This window comes from Gimesia chilikensis (assembly GCF_008329715.1).
Classification (GTDB): Bacteria; Planctomycetota; Planctomycetia; order Planctomycetales; family Planctomycetaceae; genus Gimesia; species Gimesia chilikensis.
In genome coordinates this window covers 1-18,859 of sequence record NZ_VTSR01000006.1, presented here as the reverse complement: position 1 = coordinate 18,859, position 18,859 = coordinate 1, and the positions used below count along the sequence as shown (strand labels likewise).

The window sequence follows — 18,859 nt, the reverse complement described above, 5'->3', positions numbered from 1 at the left end:
GGGCTTTGCGAAACTGAAAAGTAACGCAAGTCTGTTCAGAAGGGGGAGAACAAACATGTCTAACGACCAATTACTGATCATTTCAGAAGAACAAACTTCAGACTCAAAAATATACAACTGGTTTTCAAAACAGGATTTCTGTCAAACTCAGTGCTGTGCGCCGAGTGAGGTATCACGATACCTGGAACAGAGGGTCGACCTGATTCTCTGCGATACCGGAGAGGATGTCAGTATCTCTCTGGAACTGCTTTATCTCTGTAAACAACAGGCGCCCGAGGTGCCTTTTCTGATTTTGTCACACACCAGTGATGTCGTTACGGCTGTCGCCGCGATGAAACAGGGGGCAGACGAATTTCTGGTCAAGCCGTTGCAGGCTGAGTCCCTGGTAAAGTTGGTCAAGGGATATCTGCAGGCCCGGCAATCGCGTGTTGCTGTAGAAGAGAAGCACGGATCCAGCACTGCACGACTGGGGCGTTACGTGGGATTCGAAAAGATGGTGGGGACGACCCAGGTGATGCAGCAGCTGTTTGAGCGGGCGCAGCGCGTCGCCGGCACAGACAGTACGGTATTGATTACGGGAGAATCAGGAACCGGGAAGGAACTGCTGGCGGAAGCAATCCACCGGAACAGTCCCCGTGGGGACCGTCCGTTTGTGACGATCAACATGGCTGCGGTGCCGGAACACCTGGTGGAGAGCGAACTGTTCGGACACGTGAAAGGGTCCTTCACTGGCGCCAGTGAATCACGGGTGGGCCGTTTTGAGGCAGCACATGGCGGAACCCTGTTCATTGACGAAATCGGCGACTTCAAGCTGGAGTCGCAGGCCAAACTGCTACGAGTGCTGGAAAATCACCGGGTGACCCTGATCGGCAGTAACCGGGACCGGGAAGTGGATGTGCGTGTCATTGCGGCGACCAGTCATCCATTACAGCAGATGGTACAGACAGGAGACTTTCGCGAAGATCTGTTCTATCGACTGAATGTGGTCAATCTGGCCTTACCGCCTCTGCGCGAACGTCGGGATGACATACCGGTGCTGGTGAACTTTTTTCTGAGACAGCTGTGCCAGTGCCTTAAGCGTGATGTGCCTGTGCTGGATCCTGAGCTGGAGGCCTGGCTGCGAAATGGCCACTGGCCGGGTAATATTCGTCAGTTGCGTAACTGTCTGGAGAGTATGCTGGTGCTGTCACGTGAAGAAGTGCTGACGCTGGCCGATCTACCCGAGATGATGAACGGGGGGCAACTGGCAGCAGGCCAGATTGCGATTCCGGCAGGAACCCGGCTGGAGGATCTGGAACGCACGGCGATTGAGCAGACGCTCAAACGCTATCGGGGAAACCGGACTCAGTCGGCCCGCTCACTGGGAGTTTCCGTGAGGACGCTCCAGAGGAAATTGAAAGCCTGGGGAGTGACTGCGGACTATCGCGGGAATGGTCAGTCTGCTGCCGCGAAGAAAGGATTGCACGAATCGGAAACGATTTCTTCTTCACATTGAATCGACTCTGAGTAGAGGGATCGGTAAAAGCGACCTTGCGTTGCCAGCGTTCTACGCAAAAGGTACAACAGAGTTTGAGTTAAACAACCTGACGCGCTGACAAATTCTACTGCCGAACTTCCGCTGTAAGAACCACTGCACCATGTTAGAATTAAACCTGCCACTCTGGGGCGATGTCACCGTGTTTATCATGGCAGCTGTGGTGATCGGAGTCTCGGGAGTCAAGCTGGCGGAATACGCGGATCGGCTGGCAGATCGGACCGGTCTGGGAGAAGCAGTGACCGGGACCATCATGCTGGGGCTGATCACAGCGCTACCGGGACTGGCGGCTTCGGTGACGGCGGCTTTGCAGGGACATGCGGTGCTCGCGTTGAGTAACGCGATGGGAGGCATCGCGTTTCAGACGACGGTGCTCGCGCTGGCCGATGTGTTGCATCGTAAGGCAAATCTGGAACATGCTGCTGCTTCGGCCACGACGATGATCCAGACCATCATGCTGATCCTGCTGATCACGATTGTGTTGCTCGGTCTGGGCAGTCCGAATGTGGTGATCGGTCCCGTGCATCCGGCGACTCTGTTGTTGCTGGCGGGAGCGGTGATGGCGTTCTGGCTGACCTATCGCGTGCAGGAAGAACCGATGTGGCATCCGCGGCATACTTCGGAGACAGTACTCGATGAACCTGCGCCGGGTTCACAGCACGAACGACTCTGGCTGTTGTGGACGGGACTGATCATTTCAGGACTGCTCACATTATTCAGTGGCAGCCTGGTCGCGGAGTCGGCGGGGAACATTCAGGATAAAACGAATCTTTCCGCGCCGATTATCGGTGGTCTCTTGATGGCGGGGGCGACGTCGCTCCCTGAACTGGTCACCTGCCTGGCAGCGGTCAGGCGCGGCGCATTGACGCTGGCCGTGAGTGACGTGGTCGGCGGGAATTTCTTTGATGTGCTATTCATCGCGGCTGCTGATTTCGCATTTCTCAGCGGTTCGATCTATCACGGCCCGGGGATGGGGACACGGGAAATTCTGCTGACGACGATCACACTCCTGTTGAATGTGGTCCTGCTCTCCGGATTGATCTACCGACAGAAGCATGGTCCCGGTAACATCGGTTTCGAGAGTCTATTGATGCTCGTGATTTACCTGGTTGGTTTCATAGTGCTGTCGCTGATGCAGTGATGTGTTCATCAAAGAGAGCGCGTTTAATCATCTGAATTCGATCAGAGATCAATTACGGCACGTAAGCCGACGAGCAGGGCGGTATCGATGGTTTGACGGGCGGGGCGGATGACCTGCATGTCGGTGGTCAGGTGGAACCATTTGGTAACTTCTACGTTGTAGAACAGTTCAACGCCGTAACCGTCACCTACGCCTCCCAGTACCTTGTCGATGAAGGGGGTCAGGCGGTCGCTGGTAGCGGAATAATACCAGCCGATACCGAAGGTGTCTGCTTCGCGGCTGGCAATGGGACTGCTGCCGCCGATCCCGAGGCTGAGGAACCACTCGATGGGATTCGTCTGCTTATCGGCGATCCCGGCACGGCCGAAGAGCCCCCAGCCACGCTGGGGATTGTCGGGATCGACCACCAGGTATTGGTCGAAGTTCCAGTAGAACGACCAGGATTCCGATTCGCGGTCGATGGGAACAGTGGGTAGAACGAACAGGGGATCCTGTTCCAGCGAGGCGAACGAACGAGTGCTGTAGCTGGCGCCGAACAGGAAGTGTCCTGGTTTGCCGAAGAGGTTTGTGGGGAGACGCAGTTCCGGAACGATGGCAGCACCGTGGGCGAACAGTTCATTGAAGCCACTGGTGCGGGTGGTATCTGTTGCGTTGAGGACGGTGAAGGTGAAGATCGGTTCGCCTTCTCGGAGGATCAGGAAACCGGTTCCAAGTGTTGAATAGACGATGGTTCGCAGACCGATGGGCGTGGCGATAAAGGCGGTATTGGAGAACTGGGTTTTGCCGCGACCATGGGCGAAGGCGTTCATATCGCCGTCGAGCGTGTCGAGCTTTCCTGCGAAGACACCAAACGATTCGGAAAACATCTGAGTAAACAGGACGTTAGTCAGGTAGAGTTCATCACTGTAGGAGACAGGCAAATCGGGAGCCAGGGTCGCCGGGATAATTGCACCGGTTGCGTTGTTGATGGTTTCACCAAAACGGTGTTCGGCGCGGAGTTTGACGAACAGGCCTTGAGGTCCGCCCAGCTTGCCTGAGTCGATATTCATCACATAGTCGCCGTGACCCGAGTAGCGAAATTCCTGTTCCCGGCCTCCCGAGGCGACGCCCATGTAGTATTGAATCAGGTCGGCATCGAAGGTAATTCCCTGCTCAGCCAGACAGGCGCGACTGGGAAACAGGTTCTGTGTCATCGTTGTCTGCGTCCAGAAGTCGGGACCATCACAACAAACACAGGGACCGGTGTTCTCAGCGCAGGTTGACTCAGTGCAGAGCAGGTCAGACTCGGCTGACTGCTGCATTTCTTCGTAGAGGGAGACTGGCAACGCATCGTCGGCGAAAGCAGATCGACTAAAGGGAGCAGAACAGCAGAAGTAAATCAGGCAGCAGATCGAGACGGTTAAGCGACTGCGTTCCAGGATCCAGAGTAGATTGGAAGAGCCTGGGATCATAGTTTTTCTCGAAAAGTAGAGCGTATAAGGAAACTGAACCTTTAGATACTTTTCGTCGTCTGGCGGCACCTGCTGAATGTTTTTTTCGTTAAGACTGGAATAAACGGAACGGCGTCGGTCAGTTTGTAACGGTTATAGCGGTTGGGCTATATACTATCTGGGAAGTCTCCGATCATTCCGGGAATAGACCAGTGTTGTCACAGGATCAAATTTCGCTTACTCAGCGGCAGCGGGCTGGCCGGTTTCTGACTGTTGCCGACAGCGACTTGCCAGGGTACCCAGGATGGGAGAGATCAACGCGGTCCAGCCGGTCTGGTGGCTGGCTCCCAGTCCGCGTCCCGTTTCCGCGTCAAAATATTCGTAGAACAGCACCAGGTCGCGCCAGTGCGGATCGTTGAGCAGGACATCGGTGCGGGCATAGCTGGGACGATCGCCGGCTTCGTCGGAGAGGAACAGACGGGAGAGACGCCGGCGGATTTCGTCGGCGACTTCCTGCAGGTCCATGTAGTTACCCGAGCGGGTCGGACATTCGACGCGGAGCGTTTTACCGTAGAAGGTGTGGTAGCGTTCGAGGGCTTCGATCAACAGGTAGTTAAGGGGGAACCAGATGGGGCCCCGCCAGTTGGAGTTACCACCGAACAGTCCGCTGTCCGACTCGGCGGGCAGGTACTGTACCTTTAACAGCTCGCCGTTGAGTTCGTATTCGAACGGATGCTCTTCATGGAATTTGGAGAGCGAGCGGATACCGTAGTCGGAGAGAAATTCGTCTTCATCCAGCAGGTAGCGGAGCAGACGCAAGAGTCGGTCGCGCGTAGGGATCGCCAGCAGGCGATGGCCGCCTGAAGAGGTTTCCGAATCGCGTTCCATGTAGGTCATGAACTTTTGCAGATTGGGGCGGCTCTTCAGGAACCACTCCATCCGCTTGCGGAAAGCGGGGAGTTTTTCGATGGTCTCATCAAAGAGAACGTCGACGGTAAACAGGGGGATCAACCCGACAATGGAACGGATTTTGAGTGGGATGCTGCGTCCGTCAAGGTGCAGATGATCGTAGTAGAAACCATCTTCTTCGTCCCAGAGACCGGTGCCGTCCAGTGAGTTCATCGCCTCAGCGATCGAGACGTAATGTTCGAAGAACTTGGACGCCATATCTTCGTAGGCAGGGTTATTATCGGCCAGTTCAAAGGCGATGGAAAGCATGCTCGAACAGAAGAAGGCCATCCAGGCGGTGCCGTCGGCCTGTTCCAGGTGGCCGCCTGTCGGCAGTGGTTTAGATCGGTCGAAGATTCCGATGTTATCCAGTCCGAGGAAGCCGCCACTAAAGACGTGTTTGCCGCGGATATCTTTACGGTTGACCCACCAGGTGAAGTTGAGCAGGAGCTTCTGGAAGACGCGTTCCAGGAAATTGCGATCGCGATCTCCGTTGGAAGCGGTCATCTGGTAGACGCGCCAGCAGGCCCAGGCGTGCACGGGCGGGTTGACGTCGCTGAAATTCCATTCGTAGGCGGGCAGCTGTCCGTTGGGATGCATGTACCATTCGCGGAGGAAGAGGATGGCCTGGTCCTTGGCGAAGTGCGGATCAATCTTGGAGAACGGAATCAGGTGAAACGCGAGGTCCCAGGCCGCGTACCAGGGGTATTCCCATTTGTCGGGCATGGAGATGATATTGCGGTTGTAAAGGTGTCCCCAGTCAGCGTTGCGGGGGCTGGGCATGCCGGGCAGGCGGCGAGCCGGTTCCTTATTTCCCTTGCCGGCGTTTTCGAGCCAGCGGGGAATGACGTAGTGATAAAACTGTTTGGTCCAGAGCAGACCAGCATTGGCCTGGCGAAGGATCTGCTGCTCGTCCGGAGAGAGCCCCGGTTCCACTAAGGAATCGGCGAACCGATCGGCTTCGTCAATTCGCTGGGCAAAGATTTCATCGAATTCCGGTCCGAAGGGAGTTTCCGGTAATTCATCAATGGCAGACATACGCAGGCGGAACTCAACTGATTCGCCGGCGGGAATGACGCGTTTAAAGTGAGCGGCAGCCTTGGTGCCTGTGGGGCGTGGATTGATGACGCCTTCGACTCCCTCGACGACTGCCAGGTGAAAGGCGTCTTTGCAGGAGGGGCGGCGGCTGTTCGGGTCTTCAAATCGCCAGGTATTGGTTTCGTTTTCGGTAAAGAGCCAGTCGGGAGTCTCTCCATCCGGACCGAGATCAGTGAAGAGCCGGAATTCGCCCAGGGTTTCGTGCTCTGCTTTCAGGCAGGTGTCGGCGATCTGTTCCATGTTGGGTTTTTCGCTGGGGCGATCGAGCGTAGGTCCCCAGCTCCAGGTGTTGCGAAACCACCAGGTGGGGAGGAAGTGCAGGGGCGCAGATTTTGGTCCGCGGTTGAAAATGGTGACGCGAATCAGAATGTCTTCGTCGGCTGCTTTGGCGTATTCCATCTGGATGTCAAAGTAGCGGCTTTCGTCGAAGATGCCGGTATTGGTGAGTTCGTATTCCTGTTCCTGACGGGAGCGTCGCGCGTTTTCCTCGCGGAGTTCCCCATAAGGGAATTCTGACTGCGGGTATTTATAAAGTGCCTTGAGGTAGGAATGCGAGGGGGTTGAGTCGAGGTAGTAGTAGGCTTCCTTGACGTCCTCACCGTGATTGCCTTCCGGGCCGGTCAGGCCAAACAGACGTTCCTTGAGGATCGGGTCTTCGCCGTTCCAGAGGGCGAGCCCGAAGCAGAGTCGGCACTGACGGTCGCAGATACCCAGCAGCCCATCCTCTCCCCACCGATAGGTGCGCCAGGTGGCCTCTTCGTGTGTGAAATTGAGCCACGGATCGCCGTCAGCTGTACTTTCCCGCACGGTTCCCCACTGTCGTTCTGCGAGGTAGGGCCCCCAGCGTTTCCAGTTTGCTCCCGGTTCACGATTTACTTCGGCGGCAAGACGATCCCATTCTACTTCAGCCATAGACTCTATTAACTCTTTTCCATTCAGGCAGAGGCAGGCGTGCCTGTTAAATTTGCAGAATGTGCGCAGGAATAATGCTCCCCTGCTGAAGAACAGGTGTTTCGGCACCAGTTACACACTGATGATAGTCACGATGCGAATCCTGTTCCCATATATCTGTGATTTTGCGGTCAGATTTGGGCAAAAATCAATTCACTGGACAGGCCTGCATTTGCATGGGGAGAACTTGATAAGGTAATCCACTATCGCGGCGTGCAGGTGATCTGCGTGCCGCTGGACAGTCGCTAATTGATTGTCTGGCTGGAATTTAGCAGAACGGCGCGGGAATGCAAAGAGGTGTATGAACCTGCAGATTCCGAGGCGAACTCAGAAGAGTTCGGTGATCGGTCTGGATTTGTCGAGCAGGAAGTAGAGACGGCCGAGCTTGTCGTACGCGGTCAGGTCGTGAATGCCCATCGCATGGTAGACCGTATGCGTGATGTCGGCGGGGGTGACAGGTTTGTCCTTGGGATATTCCCCATGCTTGTCGCTGGCACCAAAGGTCTGGCCCCCCTGAATGCCGCCACCCGCGAGGACATCTGTCAGACAGTGCGTCCAATGGTCACGGCCTGCGCCCGATTTGCCGCCGGAACGGGGATCGCCGATCTTTGGTTTGCGGCCCATTTCACTGGTGACAAGGACCAGCGTATCATCGATAAGCCCCCGCTCGGCGAGGTCTTCGATGAGTGCGGAGTAAGCACGGTCGAATTCGGGCATCAGGTCTTCTTTGAGGCACTGGAAATTGTTGCCGTGAGTATCCCAGCTGCCGGCGCTCTTGCACTTCTTGCCGAGGGCCCTGAGATCGCCTTTCCAGAAGACGGTAATGAAGGGGACGCCGACTTCTACCAGACGGCGGGCAACGAGCAGACTCATGCCGTTGATGGTTTTGCCGTAGCGTTCGAGTGTGGCCGGTTTTTCCTGCTGCACATCAAAGGCGGAGGTCGACTGGGCAGACATCAACAACGACAGGGCGCGTTCCTGATGCTGATTCATCGTGGAGATGCTGGCGAAGTCGTCGAACTGTCGCCGGGCGGAATCGAGTTGTTCGAGCAGGGAAATGCGATCGGTGAGCCGGTCGGCTGTGATGCCCCCTTCCAGCGAGAGTGCAGGACCGCGGAGCTTCAGCGGTTCTTCACGTGTGCCCTGAATATACATCGGATCGTGTTCGACTCCCAGTCGGGCAGCGAACTGACCGGGACGGGTATACGGGGCGCGGCTGGGCATGTGCGGCAGTGAAATGGCGTTGGGCAGATTCGGATGCGCGGGGCGCCGGGAGGCGACCACGGAACCCATGTAAGGCCAGTCGTCCGGCTGGGGAGTGCGGTTGTTCCCTTTGGTGATGAAGGTCTGATCGGGGATATGTCCGGTGAGGTTGTAGTAATATCCGGCGTGGTGATCGTTGGTGTTAACGGTGCCTCCGACCGAGTTGACCAGTGCCAGATGATGCGCCTGCTTGGCGAGCAGGGGCAGATGTTCGGAGAGATGGACTCCCGGGGCGGAAGTCTGGATCGGTTGAAACGGACCCCGGTATTCCAGGGGGGCTTCCGGCTTCATATCCCACATATCCATATGCGATGCACCACCACACAGGAAGAACAGAATCGTTGATTTGGCGGGTTTTCTGCCGGGGGGTGTGGGAGCCGGTGCAGCGGAAACGGCGGGGGTGGGAGAGCCGAATGTCATCCCGGCAAAGCCGAGACCGGATGCGACCAGAAATTGACGCCGTTGCATAACCCGTTCCTCACTCTAAACTTCAGGCCTGTTGCTGGCCTGGAATGTGATTGCAGCGCACCAGGGACGCTTAAACTGAGACGTGGCCGTGGCGCGCAGACTGAACGCATCAATATGCTAACATGTGATAGTGTATCTGTCCAGCACGGGTTTTGAGGAAGGGTGTCGTTCTCCAGGAAGGGTGATCTGCGGCTGGAGTGGGGGAAGAGATTTAAAATTCGTAGCCGCCAGTCACCTGTCATGCTAGCTACCCGCCAAAGTAAGCACATGAAGGTGACTGGCAAACTACGAAATCTGCCGTCGTGAAAGGGGTGGTTGCCCCGTTTCAGGCGATGAATTTATTGGGGTCTCGGACACGCACGGATTCCAGGTAGGCGGAAATCGCATACGATTCGAAGCGGGGTTGCCGACAGTAATCGACGATTGATTCTGCGATGGCTTCAGTGGTGATGATTTCAATGCGTGTCTGGGAGTGTCCGATAAAGGGCTCGTCGTAGACCTGGTGGTGACCCTGTCCCCAGCAGTTCATGCAGGTAAACCCTTTGATTCCCAGTTCGCGGAACGCGTTTAACAGATCCTGTTCGAAATGGGTTTCGGTGATGACAATGACTTTGGTTAATTCTGTGGTGGTAGCCATGTCGTGGTTTCCTGTGAGACTGAGCTCGATACTTTCTCTGGTTTCAACAATGATTTAGTCAGTGGAGTGAAGTTGGTTATGCGACGGGTAAGGTTTTCATGACCAGCTCGGCGATGAGCATGTAAACCGGGATTCCGATGGTGACGTTGTAAGTGAAGGTCAGACCGAGCGAAGCTGCCAGGGGCAGTGTCGGGCTGGCTTCGGGGATGGCCAGTCTCTGGACCGCGGGTACGGCGATGTAAGAGGCTGCGGCACAGAGGACTGAGAACAGAGCGTAGGTTCCCAGGTCAAAGGGCTGTCCCAGGGCCATGCTGTAACCGTGTGCCAGCAGAATGCCGAACAACGCGAACAGGTTGGGGCAGAGCAGTGCAAACATGATGAACCGCCAGCCGGCTGTTTTGAGGTCTTTGAGACGACGACAGGCCGTGATACCCATTTCCAGCAGGAACAGGCAGAGCATTCCGTGGAAGATATTCACAAACAGGGTGTCATCCAGGCTGGTGACCGCTTTGCCCTGCAGACGTCCGAGGAAGCCGATGATAATCCCGCCGAACAGGAGGTAGAGGCCCGGGTTCAGAAAGACTTCGTGCAGGAGTTCTTTGCTGAAGATCGGTTTTTTCTTTTCTTCAACTTCCACATCCAGCTGAGCAGCCAGTTCGCGACGGGCTTCCGTTTTCGCGGCAACGGCGGTCTGAGAATGAGTCGTTCCGGTAGACTGGTGGCCAACCGATGCACCTTCGCTACTGACAGAAGCTACTTCTCCGCCGGTGCCTTCCAGCACTGGTGCGGAATGCGGGGGCTGATAGTCTGCTTCGTGAGGCATGTTTCCGTGAGCATCCATCCCTTTCTGTCGCAGGCGCGATACGAGATAGAGGGCTACCAGACAGCCGGGAATTTCCATGACAGCCAGCATCACAGGCATGTAAGCGGCATAGGCGATTTGAGCTGCAGTGATGACACCCAGGCAGGTTACGAAGGTACCGGCTGAGTCGGACCCGTAGAAGCCGGCCACGGTGGCGGCGTCAATCTGACGCAGCCTGGTGGTTTTGAGCAGTAGGATATAGGCGAAGATCCCGATGATGAGATTCGCGAAAAAGCCGATGACCATAAATCCGAGTGCCTGCCCGAATTCGGAGATCGAGAGGGACGCCAGTTCTTCACCGCCGTGCCAGCCAATGGCGATCAGCAGGTAGAGTGTCAGCCCCTGATAGACGGCTTTGGGAAACTCAAAGGGAACTTTGAGAATAGGAATCAGAAAGCCCATGTAAAAGAAAAGCAGCAGCGGTTTAAAGAGGTTATGCAGGAAATTGTCCAGAAAGGCCTCTAACATGGTTGTGTTCCTTGGGGGGCGGGTTTGGTCGGCGTCAGTGCCGCTTGGGGGCGCATTTGTTTGCACGTTGACTGACCAACGTGGCGAGTATGACTGGGGGAGATGCAATCAGTGTGCCGCAGGGGCAAAATAAACGGGGCTGGCACGTAAGGAGAGGGGTTTTTCCGGTTTTCTGCCTGAGATACAGATCCAGTTATCTGGAATAATTTTTCGCAAGGGAGATGAATGAACCAGATTTTGCAGCAGGGGCGTGCAAAGACTTGCAGGGTGCATGCAGCATCTTGCGTGTAAGGGGTGGGGCTCGCTGAAACGAGATGTCGCTAATTCGACTGCGACAACAACTATTAACTGCGTTTGCTCCCGGAGCTTACAGTAGCGACTTTTTAGTCGGTCATGATGTATGATTCCAAGGCATACTCCGAGAACAGCTATCAAAAAAGATTTAGAGCATAATGAATTACAGCTTATACGATCAGATAATTGACGCCATGTATGAGTTGGCGTATGACCCCATCAAAAAAAGATTTCCTTTTAGAAAGGAGGTCAACAGGCAACGAAATGATTTAAGTATGGCTGAGGTTTTCAGACGCCTGGAGAAACAATATCCGACTACCGAAATCATTGCGGCTGTGAAGTGGGTACTGAATGATGCCGGTAATCTCTTTTTTATGAAGCGGGAAACTGCGCTGTCAATCGAGTTGCTGCAGAGTATCAGAATTCTCTTTTGTCTGCACCTGCTTGCAGAACTAGAACAGCCTGTACTGAGTTTTGATGAATTTTTTGATCTACTTATCAAGTTTCCAGTCATAGATTATAAAGGTAATTTTATTCATATCGCCAGGAACTATCAGATTGAGATCAATCAATTTTTGCAACGTGTTCTGGAAGGACTGAATTCTGACGATATTGATGTGGTCGTCAAATGGTTAGAAATGTTTGGTGGATATAGTTATTCTTTTAAAGTTCCCAAAGAACCTGCAGTGGTGATGGATCTGATTAAGCAAATCGAGAGGCGGATTACCATTCTGGAAGCCAATCCTGATATGAGACTCAGAACGTCGTTGGAAGGTGCCAGAATTACGACCTGGTGCTTTCGAACCGAGTATTTTGACCCTTTTAAACCAGGGAAACCATTTCAGACTGAATAGTGGGGGCGTTAGACAGGAGACAGATTTTCCTTTCTTGTAAACATCGGTATCTTTTTATGCATAGTCTGTGTATTATCAGAGCACTCAACGGAGTGTGGGTTTCATTATTCCTGGTTTCCCGGAACAGGCAGCATGCTGAAAATTGAAGGCCGTGCCACGAAATTCTGTGATCAAATCTCCCGCCGCTCTTTCCTGCAGATCGGCGGTCTGGCGATGGGGGGCTTATCGCTGCCTCAATTGCTGCAGGCCGAGCAGCAGAATCCGCAGCGTCAGTCTCACAAAGCGGTGATCATGATCTTCCTGAATGGGGGACCGCCGCACCAGGACATGTTCGACCTGAAGCCCGATGCCCCCGCCGAGATTCGCGGTGAGTTTCAACCGATTGCGACCAATGTTCCCGGCATTGAAATCAGCGAGTTGATGCCTCGCGTCGCGGGGATGATGGACAAGTTCTCGATCATCCGATCGCTGGTGGGTTCCGAAGGCCGACACGATTCGTTCCAATGCTGCACCGGGCATCAGTTCCGTGATCCCAAACCGCAGGGGGGCTGGCCGTCCATGGGGTCGGCGCTCTCCAAACTGCAGGGGGCCGTTGATCCTTCCGTGCCCCCTTATATTGATCTGTCGCAGAAGATGGCGCACGATCCTTATAACATTAAGGGGCCGGGCTTCCTGGGAATGGCCCATTCACCATTTCGCCCTGATGGCGAGGTGATGAGCAACATGACGCTGAATGCGATCTCCACGGTCCGTCTGCACGAGCGGACCAGGCTGCTGGAAGAGCTCGATACGTTTCGGCGGAAGGTCGATCAGAAACTGGCCGCCGAGTCCAGCGACAACTTTACCGAACAGGCATTGGGCGTGTTGACGTCGTCCCGGCTGGTGGAAGCGCTGGACCTGGAGAAAGTCGATCCGCAAGTCCGGGCCCGGTATGGAATCGACGATCCCAAAGTGCTCGGCTTCGATCCCAAGATGGGCTACCAGGCGCTGATGTCCCGCTTCCTGCAGGCGCGGCGGGCGGTAGAAGCAGGGGCCCGGATGGTGACCTGCAGTTTCGCTGATTTCGATTACCACAGCGATAACTTCGGCAGAGGCCGCAAAGTGATTCCGTTACTGGATCAGGGTGTGGCGGCGCTGGTCGAAGATCTGCATGAACGCGGCCTGGATCAGGACGTGACGGTCATCGTGTGGGGCGAGTTTGGTCGGACTCCCAAGATCAATGACAAAGCCGGTCGCGATCATTGGTCGCGCGTGCATGCGGGCCTCCTGGCTGGGGGCGGAATGTCAGCCGGACAGGTGATCGGCTCGACGGATAAATGGGCTGAAGCAGCGGTCGACCGTCCCGTGCATATGCAGGAGGTCTTCGCCACGCTGTATCACAACCTGGGCATTGATCCTGCCACGACCATCATCCCGGACAATAATGGCCGGCCGCAGTATTTGCTGGAACGCCAGGAACCGATTCGGGAACTGATCTGACGGCGGTTGGTTTGGCTTGCCTGGCTGTATGCGGTTTGGGATCACTCCACTTAAGAAGAGGTGCGGAATGGATGTCCGTTACATTGTAATCTCTGTCTCATTATTATTTGGTACTTGTCTTTCCGGTTGTCACCGTGGATTATCGACCAGCAATTCCCCTCCGGCTGAGGAGCTACCACAGTTCTCAGACGAGTCTGATCTACCAGCTTATTTATTCAATAAGCCCATGATCGCCGTTTTTCAAACTCGATTTTCACCATTTCATAACGATCTGTTTCAGCCCGAAATTACCTTTGCAGTCTGGGATAACGGAACGTTTTTACTCAAGGAAAATCGAAACTATGTAACGGGAACGCTGTCTGTTCAATCTTTGTCAGATGTAAATAACATCATGAACAATAAAAAATATTATTCAAGTTTAACTAAATCGCTTTATGTATATCCGCATTCAGATCTTTACTGCTCAATATTATCTACAGGCAACAAAGATTATTCGACCTATTCCTCTTTCAGGCTGACCGGTGCAGACGATCTCGATGACGTGAGCGGTTTCCAAATATGGGAAAGTGGCAATAGGAGTTTTGAACATATCCGTAAAACTAACGACACCATCAAGTCGCATTTGGAGAAGAGTACAGTCTCTGGGAGGGTGTCTCTGTCTGAAGGAAATGTAATGCAGATTGTCTCAAAGTGGGGTTATGGACCACCGTATCGCTCCAAGGAAGAGATTAAGGAGATGACCCAAGGGGATTACAGACCACCGTATATCACCAACGATAACAGCAGCAAGACGGATTAGAAACTGACTGTGGTGGTACAGTGGCTCCTTTGAGGGCAACAGCAGGCGGAAGCATTAAAACAGGGAAGAGTCATGACGGAATCAGTTCGTTCACAAGTGACACCCATCATCGTGTGGGGCGCAGTTGCCTTTCTTGTCATTAATGCCTTCTCATGGAATCCAGGTTGGGGTGGACGGAGAGACCGTGAGCCCGGATGGGAACTCGAACGGTATTTTGGATGGCCTGCCTGTTACTACTGCGATCTCTGGCGTTCAGATCGCCCAGACGAGATCGACCATCCTGCGTATTTCCCGCTCATCCCCTTCAGTCGGCAGATGGGTTATGTGTACCACAGCTTCTCATTTACGGCACTCGCATTAAATCTGCTGCTGGTGGTCTGTGGAGTCGTGAGCATCATTCTTTGGAACCTGTCAAAGCACGACGCCGGGAAGCCGTGGATGGGGCCAGCGGGAATTGCCTTGGCTATCCTGGGGATTATCATTGTGATGTCCGGCAACGAATTCAGTACCTACCTTTGATTTGGCAGCGTGAAGAACAAAGGGATCGAGGCTCTTAAACAAGAGTCCTGCCCACTTTCAGGTTCCCTTTACTTGAGGTCTCACACTTCGTTTTCTACGCTCACGTTGAACTGTCATGCGCTATTGTACTATGCTTAGGCTGGTACAGACTTAACATCGGCTGTTTGAGTCTATCTACAATTCTTCCAGGTTCTCCCAAAAATCCCGAGATGAAAACGATCAAGTTGCCATTGAAGTCTGCACAGCGTTTGATGGTGGCTAGTCAGAAGCTGACAGGACCAGCTTTGGATCCCGTGGAAATCATTGAGCATCTGGGGTACGTCCAGATTGACACCATCTCTGTCGTCGAACGTGCCCATCATCATGTGTTTTGGAGTCGAAATCAAAAATACAGTCCGGTTAACCTGGACCAGCTCATTGAATCACGAGACGCATTTGAGTACTGGAGCCATGCTGCCTCATACCTGCCTATGAAAGACTACCGGTATTCTCTACCACTAAAACGAGAGTTTCAGAAACGCGAGACGTCCTGGTATCCCAAAGACCTGAAAATGATGAAACAGGTTTTAACCAGGATACGTAAAGAAGGTCCACTTCGATCAAAAGACTTTGAGATGACAAAGCAGGGGAAATCGGGATGGTGGGACTGGAAACCAGCCAAGAAAGCGTTAGAGCGACTTTTTCTTGAAGGCAAGCTGGAAATCACTCGTCGTGAAGGATTCCAGAAAGTATACGATCTCCCGGAGAATGTGATTCCTCGTACTGTTGACACCACACTACCGAGCGAAACCGACTTTGCTCGATACCTGATTCAACGAACGCTTCAGCATCATGGCTTGGCAACGGTAAGCGAAATTGCCTACATGCGCAAGTCTCGCACCAAAACCAGTGTCTTGACGACCCTCGACCAAATGGTCGCTGATGACGAAGTTTCTCAAGTCGCTGTTGAAGGAGTTGAACAGACTTATTATGCCCTCAGGCAATCACTGGAGAGCATTCCCAGGGGCAGCCAGAAAATACACATCTTGTCACCGTTTGATAATTTGGTCATTCAAAGAGATAAACTGATCACCTTATTTGATTTTGATTATAAAATTGAATGCTATGTTCCGGCGACAAAAAGAAAGTATGGGTATTTTTCACTGCCTGTCCTACAGGGCAGCCGATTTGTCGCCCGCATCGATTGCAAAGCAGATCGAACCAATCAACGGCTGATGATTCACTCGATTCACTACGAAAAAAACGTAGATCGGCATAAATTACAGAAAAAAATGGAATCCAAATTGTCAGCATTCGCCAAATTCAATGGCTGTAACGCGGTGGAGTACAACTTGAAGTGAGATCCAGGGAACAATAAGAGACCTGGTCCATTATTGTTTTTCTACTCTGTTTTTTGTGAGCGGAATGGCGCTAGCCACCGGTGTTGTTCTTCGACGCCAACCTTGATTACCGGCGGCTAGCGCCTTGCCGCTCACGGGGAAGCGTCTAACCGGAGCTGACTCCCTGCGTTTCATCATGACGGTATATTGGCCAGTTAATAGATCAATCCAAAGGATTATTAAAGGGAGGCAGGTCTCATCATTAAGAGCGGCGTACAGATGATTTTGAGTCTCGTCAAAACCAGACGTTTCAGCGTGATCTGGATATTGTGTGCCCTGATCACTTTGTATGTCCTGGAAGTAAGGGGGGCTCTCTTTGGGGTTGCTAAAGGGTCGTTCGGTGATGATGGTACTCGCCTGAGCCTGTTCTGGCATCTCGGTGCAGCGAGTTTACTGGGATTTGTGCTTACACTTGTTACGCTGCTGGCGATCGAAACCAAACGTTTTCGCGTGGTTTGGCTGATGTGTTCAACGATCGCTTTTTACACTCTGTTGTATTCCTACCTGATTATTGCTTCGTTTCCATCGGAGTATAAAACTGAAGATGGCAGATCGGTAATCGGGAGTGACAGTTACATATTGGGTAACTGGTATGAATTGGAAATCAGGCGTGTTTTCTATGGGGATACTCCCGTGTTTATCGCCCCTGATAATACTCTCCTGGTCCTGTTCTGGCATGTCATTGCAGCGTGTTTAGTGGGCCTTGTTTTCGCACCTGTTACGCTGATGGTCATCAAAACCAGACGTTTTCGCGCGGTTTGGCTATTGTGTTCATTGATCACTTTTTGCATTCTGTGGTTTTCATACCACCTTTATAATTCGTTTCCTGTCGCCTGCTTTGTTGCTTGCTCACTGGGTAACTGGTATGAATTGGAAATCAGGCGGGTTCTCTTTGGGGAGACTCCCGTGTTGATCTTCTCTGACAATACTCTCCTGACCCTGTTCTGGCATGTCAGTGCATCGTGTTTGATTGGACTTGTGCTCGCACTTGTTTCGCTGATGGCAATCAAACCTGCTGACAATGAAAAAGAGTAGCTACAGAAAGTAATCAAAGGTGTCAGGTCGATAGTGATAAGGAGCGGTTTTTATGAGTTTATTTAGCGATATAAAGTATAAATCTGAGTATGAAGCGTGGCTTGGAAAAGTGGAATTGGCAGGGTTTGAAACCTGTGGGATTCTCTGGGATTGCGATGCGGATTATCTCTCTGAAGCATACGAAAAAAGTGAGCCAAATAACGGGCCGGTTTTGCTAGAGCTTCAAATCGAATCAGCAGATGGGAAACCGCCTGCGAAAGAACAAGAGGCTGCTTTTGAATATTTATGTGCGAATGAAGATTCAATTGCAAAAGCGGCATTAAAATATGCCCTTCAACAATGTAAATCAGCGTACTATCCGGAATCACTGCCTGAAACCAAGACGTTACAAGGTGAAAAACGTGAGCTTCGCAAACGGTTGAATACTTTAGATGGATTTTGTGAATTAGTAGAACCAAATACAGTTACCATTCTTTCAGAACATAAAAACAAAGTTGCTTATATCGCATTTGATTTCAGAACATCATTAGATTACGAACACGGCTTTAGCGTTTTAACGCATCGCAGAAAAGCTGTGAATTGGGCAGGGGCTGGCGAACGAGGAGGCGGACCACCAGCAACCATTTCTCCAGAAGGTCAGGACTTAATCAAAAAGAGTATTGATTGTGAAGCACTTTATCTTGACCTGGTGTCTCAAGTCGTCGATTTAAAATCAGCAGAACGGCTAGCTGAAGATATTGCTCAAGTAGAAGCAGAGAGTAAGGTTCTTTATAATGAAACTTCCCGGTTATTCATTCCCAATTCTCCACAAGATCAGAAACATTCCCGTATTCTGTCACAGCGATTTTCTGAATTTCAAAGAATATGGAAAAAATGCCCTGAAGCAGCTAAGCATTTGAACTTGTATCTTAAAAAGTGCCTTGCGTGGAAAAATAGTCGTTCCTAGCTCATCCACTATTTTTCATTGGACAATAACAGGTGTCAGGAACTTTATATATAAGGTTCCTGACACCTGCTACATCCCAATCTTCGGATCACGTATGATGTGACACTTTGCATCTGCGGGGATAGTGGCCAGCAGTTCTGCGATTGCGGAATCAGAAACATCGGTGCCGGTCAGGTCGATTTCGTCTACCGCGAGACCATGCAGCTGTTTGAGGCCCTGATCCGTGATGTTCGTATTTCTGAGATAGACACCTGAGTACGGCTGAAGCTTCCGCACATATTTGAGATCACTGTCCGTAGCAGGCGTGTCGTTGAGATTGACGATTTCGTAGAGGGTTGATCCCCAGGCTGTGTCGGAACGAACCCCTCCCCCCAGTTTCTCGATGCGCGAAACTGCATAATTCGTTGTATCCAGGTGATAAATGATGAAACCGCCGCCCACGACGATGAGACAGCCCATCATACACTCATACAATGTTTTGAGTGATTTCATCTCAAGCGGGCCTTGTTAAGGAACTGGTGAGTTACCCGGAGTCCGGTTCAATCCCTTTAATACTACCTGTTGAATAATACTGCGCACAGGGGATTTTCGTGTCTTTCGTGACGTTCGTGGTTTGTAAACAGGAAGGGAAACCAGGGCCTGTTACTCCTTGGTACTCCGTTTTTGTGAGCGGAATGGCGCTAGTAACTCCGCTCTTAAGTTCGTTCCCACCAGAGCGGTTTTTTATGCTGTTTTCCTGATTTCTGTAGACTGC

General features: G+C 52.5%; 16 protein-coding genes. 9 read left to right on the top strand and 7 right to left on the bottom strand.

Annotated features, from left to right (window positions below; all coding sequences use genetic code 11):
- Nucleotides 1–55 precede the first annotated feature (55 nt).
- Complete coding sequence (locus FYZ48_RS07195; protein WP_187781911.1) at nucleotides 56–1,495, top strand: sigma-54 dependent transcriptional regulator; 1,440 nt, start codon at nucleotides 56–58, stop codon at nucleotides 1,493–1,495.
- 142 nt (nucleotides 1,496–1,637) lie between these two features.
- Entirely contained in the window at nucleotides 1,638–2,675 is a 1,038-nt protein-coding gene (locus FYZ48_RS07190) for a sodium:calcium antiporter (protein WP_149338894.1), read from the top strand.
- A 41-nt stretch (nucleotides 2,676–2,716) separates the two neighbouring features.
- Here the strand turns inward: FYZ48_RS07190 and FYZ48_RS07185 are convergent, their stop codons facing one another.
- The 5 genes from FYZ48_RS07185 to FYZ48_RS07165 form a co-directional block, all read right to left on the bottom strand.
- Nucleotides 2,717–4,126, bottom strand: coding sequence for a carbohydrate porin (locus FYZ48_RS07185; RefSeq protein WP_149338891.1), 1,410 nt, complete (start codon nucleotides 4,124–4,126; stop codon nucleotides 2,717–2,719).
- A 216-nt stretch (nucleotides 4,127–4,342) separates the two neighbouring features.
- Nucleotides 4,343–7,063: an MGH1-like glycoside hydrolase domain-containing protein gene (locus FYZ48_RS07180; protein WP_149338889.1), complete on the bottom strand. Its 2,721-nt coding sequence runs from the start codon at nucleotides 7,061–7,063 to the stop codon at nucleotides 4,343–4,345.
- A gap of 366 nt (nucleotides 7,064–7,429) precedes the next feature.
- Nucleotides 7,430–8,833, bottom strand: a complete 1,404-nt coding sequence (locus tag FYZ48_RS07175) for a DUF1501 domain-containing protein (protein ID WP_149338886.1) — start codon at nucleotides 8,831–8,833, stop codon at nucleotides 7,430–7,432.
- A 325-nt stretch (nucleotides 8,834–9,158) separates the two neighbouring features.
- Nucleotides 9,159–9,470 (bottom strand): P-II family nitrogen regulator, encoded by a 312-nt coding sequence (locus FYZ48_RS07170; protein ID WP_145042294.1) that lies wholly within the window; start codon nucleotides 9,468–9,470, stop codon nucleotides 9,159–9,161.
- Between the two features lie 76 nt (nucleotides 9,471–9,546).
- Nucleotides 9,547–10,800 carry a sodium-dependent bicarbonate transport family permease gene (locus FYZ48_RS07165; RefSeq protein WP_149338884.1) on the bottom strand — a complete coding sequence of 418 codons (1,254 nt, stop codon included), beginning with the start codon at nucleotides 10,798–10,800 and terminating at the stop codon, nucleotides 9,547–9,549.
- 452 nt (nucleotides 10,801–11,252) lie between these two features.
- Between FYZ48_RS07165 and FYZ48_RS07160 the strand changes: the two genes are divergently transcribed.
- The 7 genes from FYZ48_RS07160 (at nucleotide 11,253) to FYZ48_RS07130 (ending at nucleotide 18,105) form a co-directional block, all read left to right on the top strand.
- The gene (locus FYZ48_RS07160; protein WP_149338882.1) at nucleotides 11,253–11,948 is read left to right on the top strand and encodes a hypothetical protein; all 696 of its coding nucleotides are present in this window, start codon (nucleotides 11,253–11,255) and stop codon (nucleotides 11,946–11,948) included.
- A gap of 132 nt (nucleotides 11,949–12,080) precedes the next feature.
- Nucleotides 12,081–13,427 carry a DUF1501 domain-containing protein gene (locus FYZ48_RS07155; protein ID WP_149338880.1) on the top strand — a complete coding sequence of 449 codons (1,347 nt, stop codon included), beginning with the start codon at nucleotides 12,081–12,083 and terminating at the stop codon, nucleotides 13,425–13,427.
- 67 nt (nucleotides 13,428–13,494) lie between these two features.
- Entirely contained in the window at nucleotides 13,495–14,226 is a 732-nt protein-coding gene (locus FYZ48_RS07150; RefSeq protein WP_149338878.1) for a hypothetical protein, read from the top strand.
- A gap of 72 nt (nucleotides 14,227–14,298) precedes the next feature.
- Nucleotides 14,299–14,745 carry a hypothetical protein gene (locus FYZ48_RS07145; protein WP_149338876.1) on the top strand — a complete coding sequence of 149 codons (447 nt, stop codon included), beginning with the start codon at nucleotides 14,299–14,301 and terminating at the stop codon, nucleotides 14,743–14,745.
- A 209-nt stretch (nucleotides 14,746–14,954) separates the two neighbouring features.
- Nucleotides 14,955–16,085, top strand: coding sequence for a winged helix-turn-helix domain-containing protein (locus FYZ48_RS07140; protein ID WP_149338874.1), 1,131 nt, complete (start codon nucleotides 14,955–14,957; stop codon nucleotides 16,083–16,085).
- A gap of 258 nt (nucleotides 16,086–16,343) precedes the next feature.
- A complete protein-coding gene (locus tag FYZ48_RS07135) occupies nucleotides 16,344–17,159 on the top strand; it encodes a hypothetical protein (protein ID WP_149338872.1) in 816 nt (271 codons plus the stop codon).
- A 52-nt stretch (nucleotides 17,160–17,211) separates the two neighbouring features.
- Nucleotides 17,212–18,105: a DUF6985 domain-containing protein gene (locus FYZ48_RS07130; RefSeq protein ID WP_149338870.1), complete on the top strand. Its 894-nt coding sequence runs from the start codon at nucleotides 17,212–17,214 to the stop codon at nucleotides 18,103–18,105.
- Nucleotides 18,106–18,174: 69 nt separating this feature from the next.
- Here FYZ48_RS07130 and FYZ48_RS07125 read toward each other — a convergent pair whose 3' ends face one another.
- Nucleotides 18,175–18,597 (bottom strand): hypothetical protein, encoded by a 423-nt coding sequence (locus tag FYZ48_RS07125; RefSeq protein WP_149338868.1) that lies wholly within the window; start codon nucleotides 18,595–18,597, stop codon nucleotides 18,175–18,177.
- 31 nt (nucleotides 18,598–18,628) lie between these two features.
- Nucleotides 18,629–18,859, bottom strand: a 231-nt coding sequence (locus FYZ48_RS29490) for a hypothetical protein (protein WP_206752600.1), incomplete at its 5' end; no start/stop codon positions are given.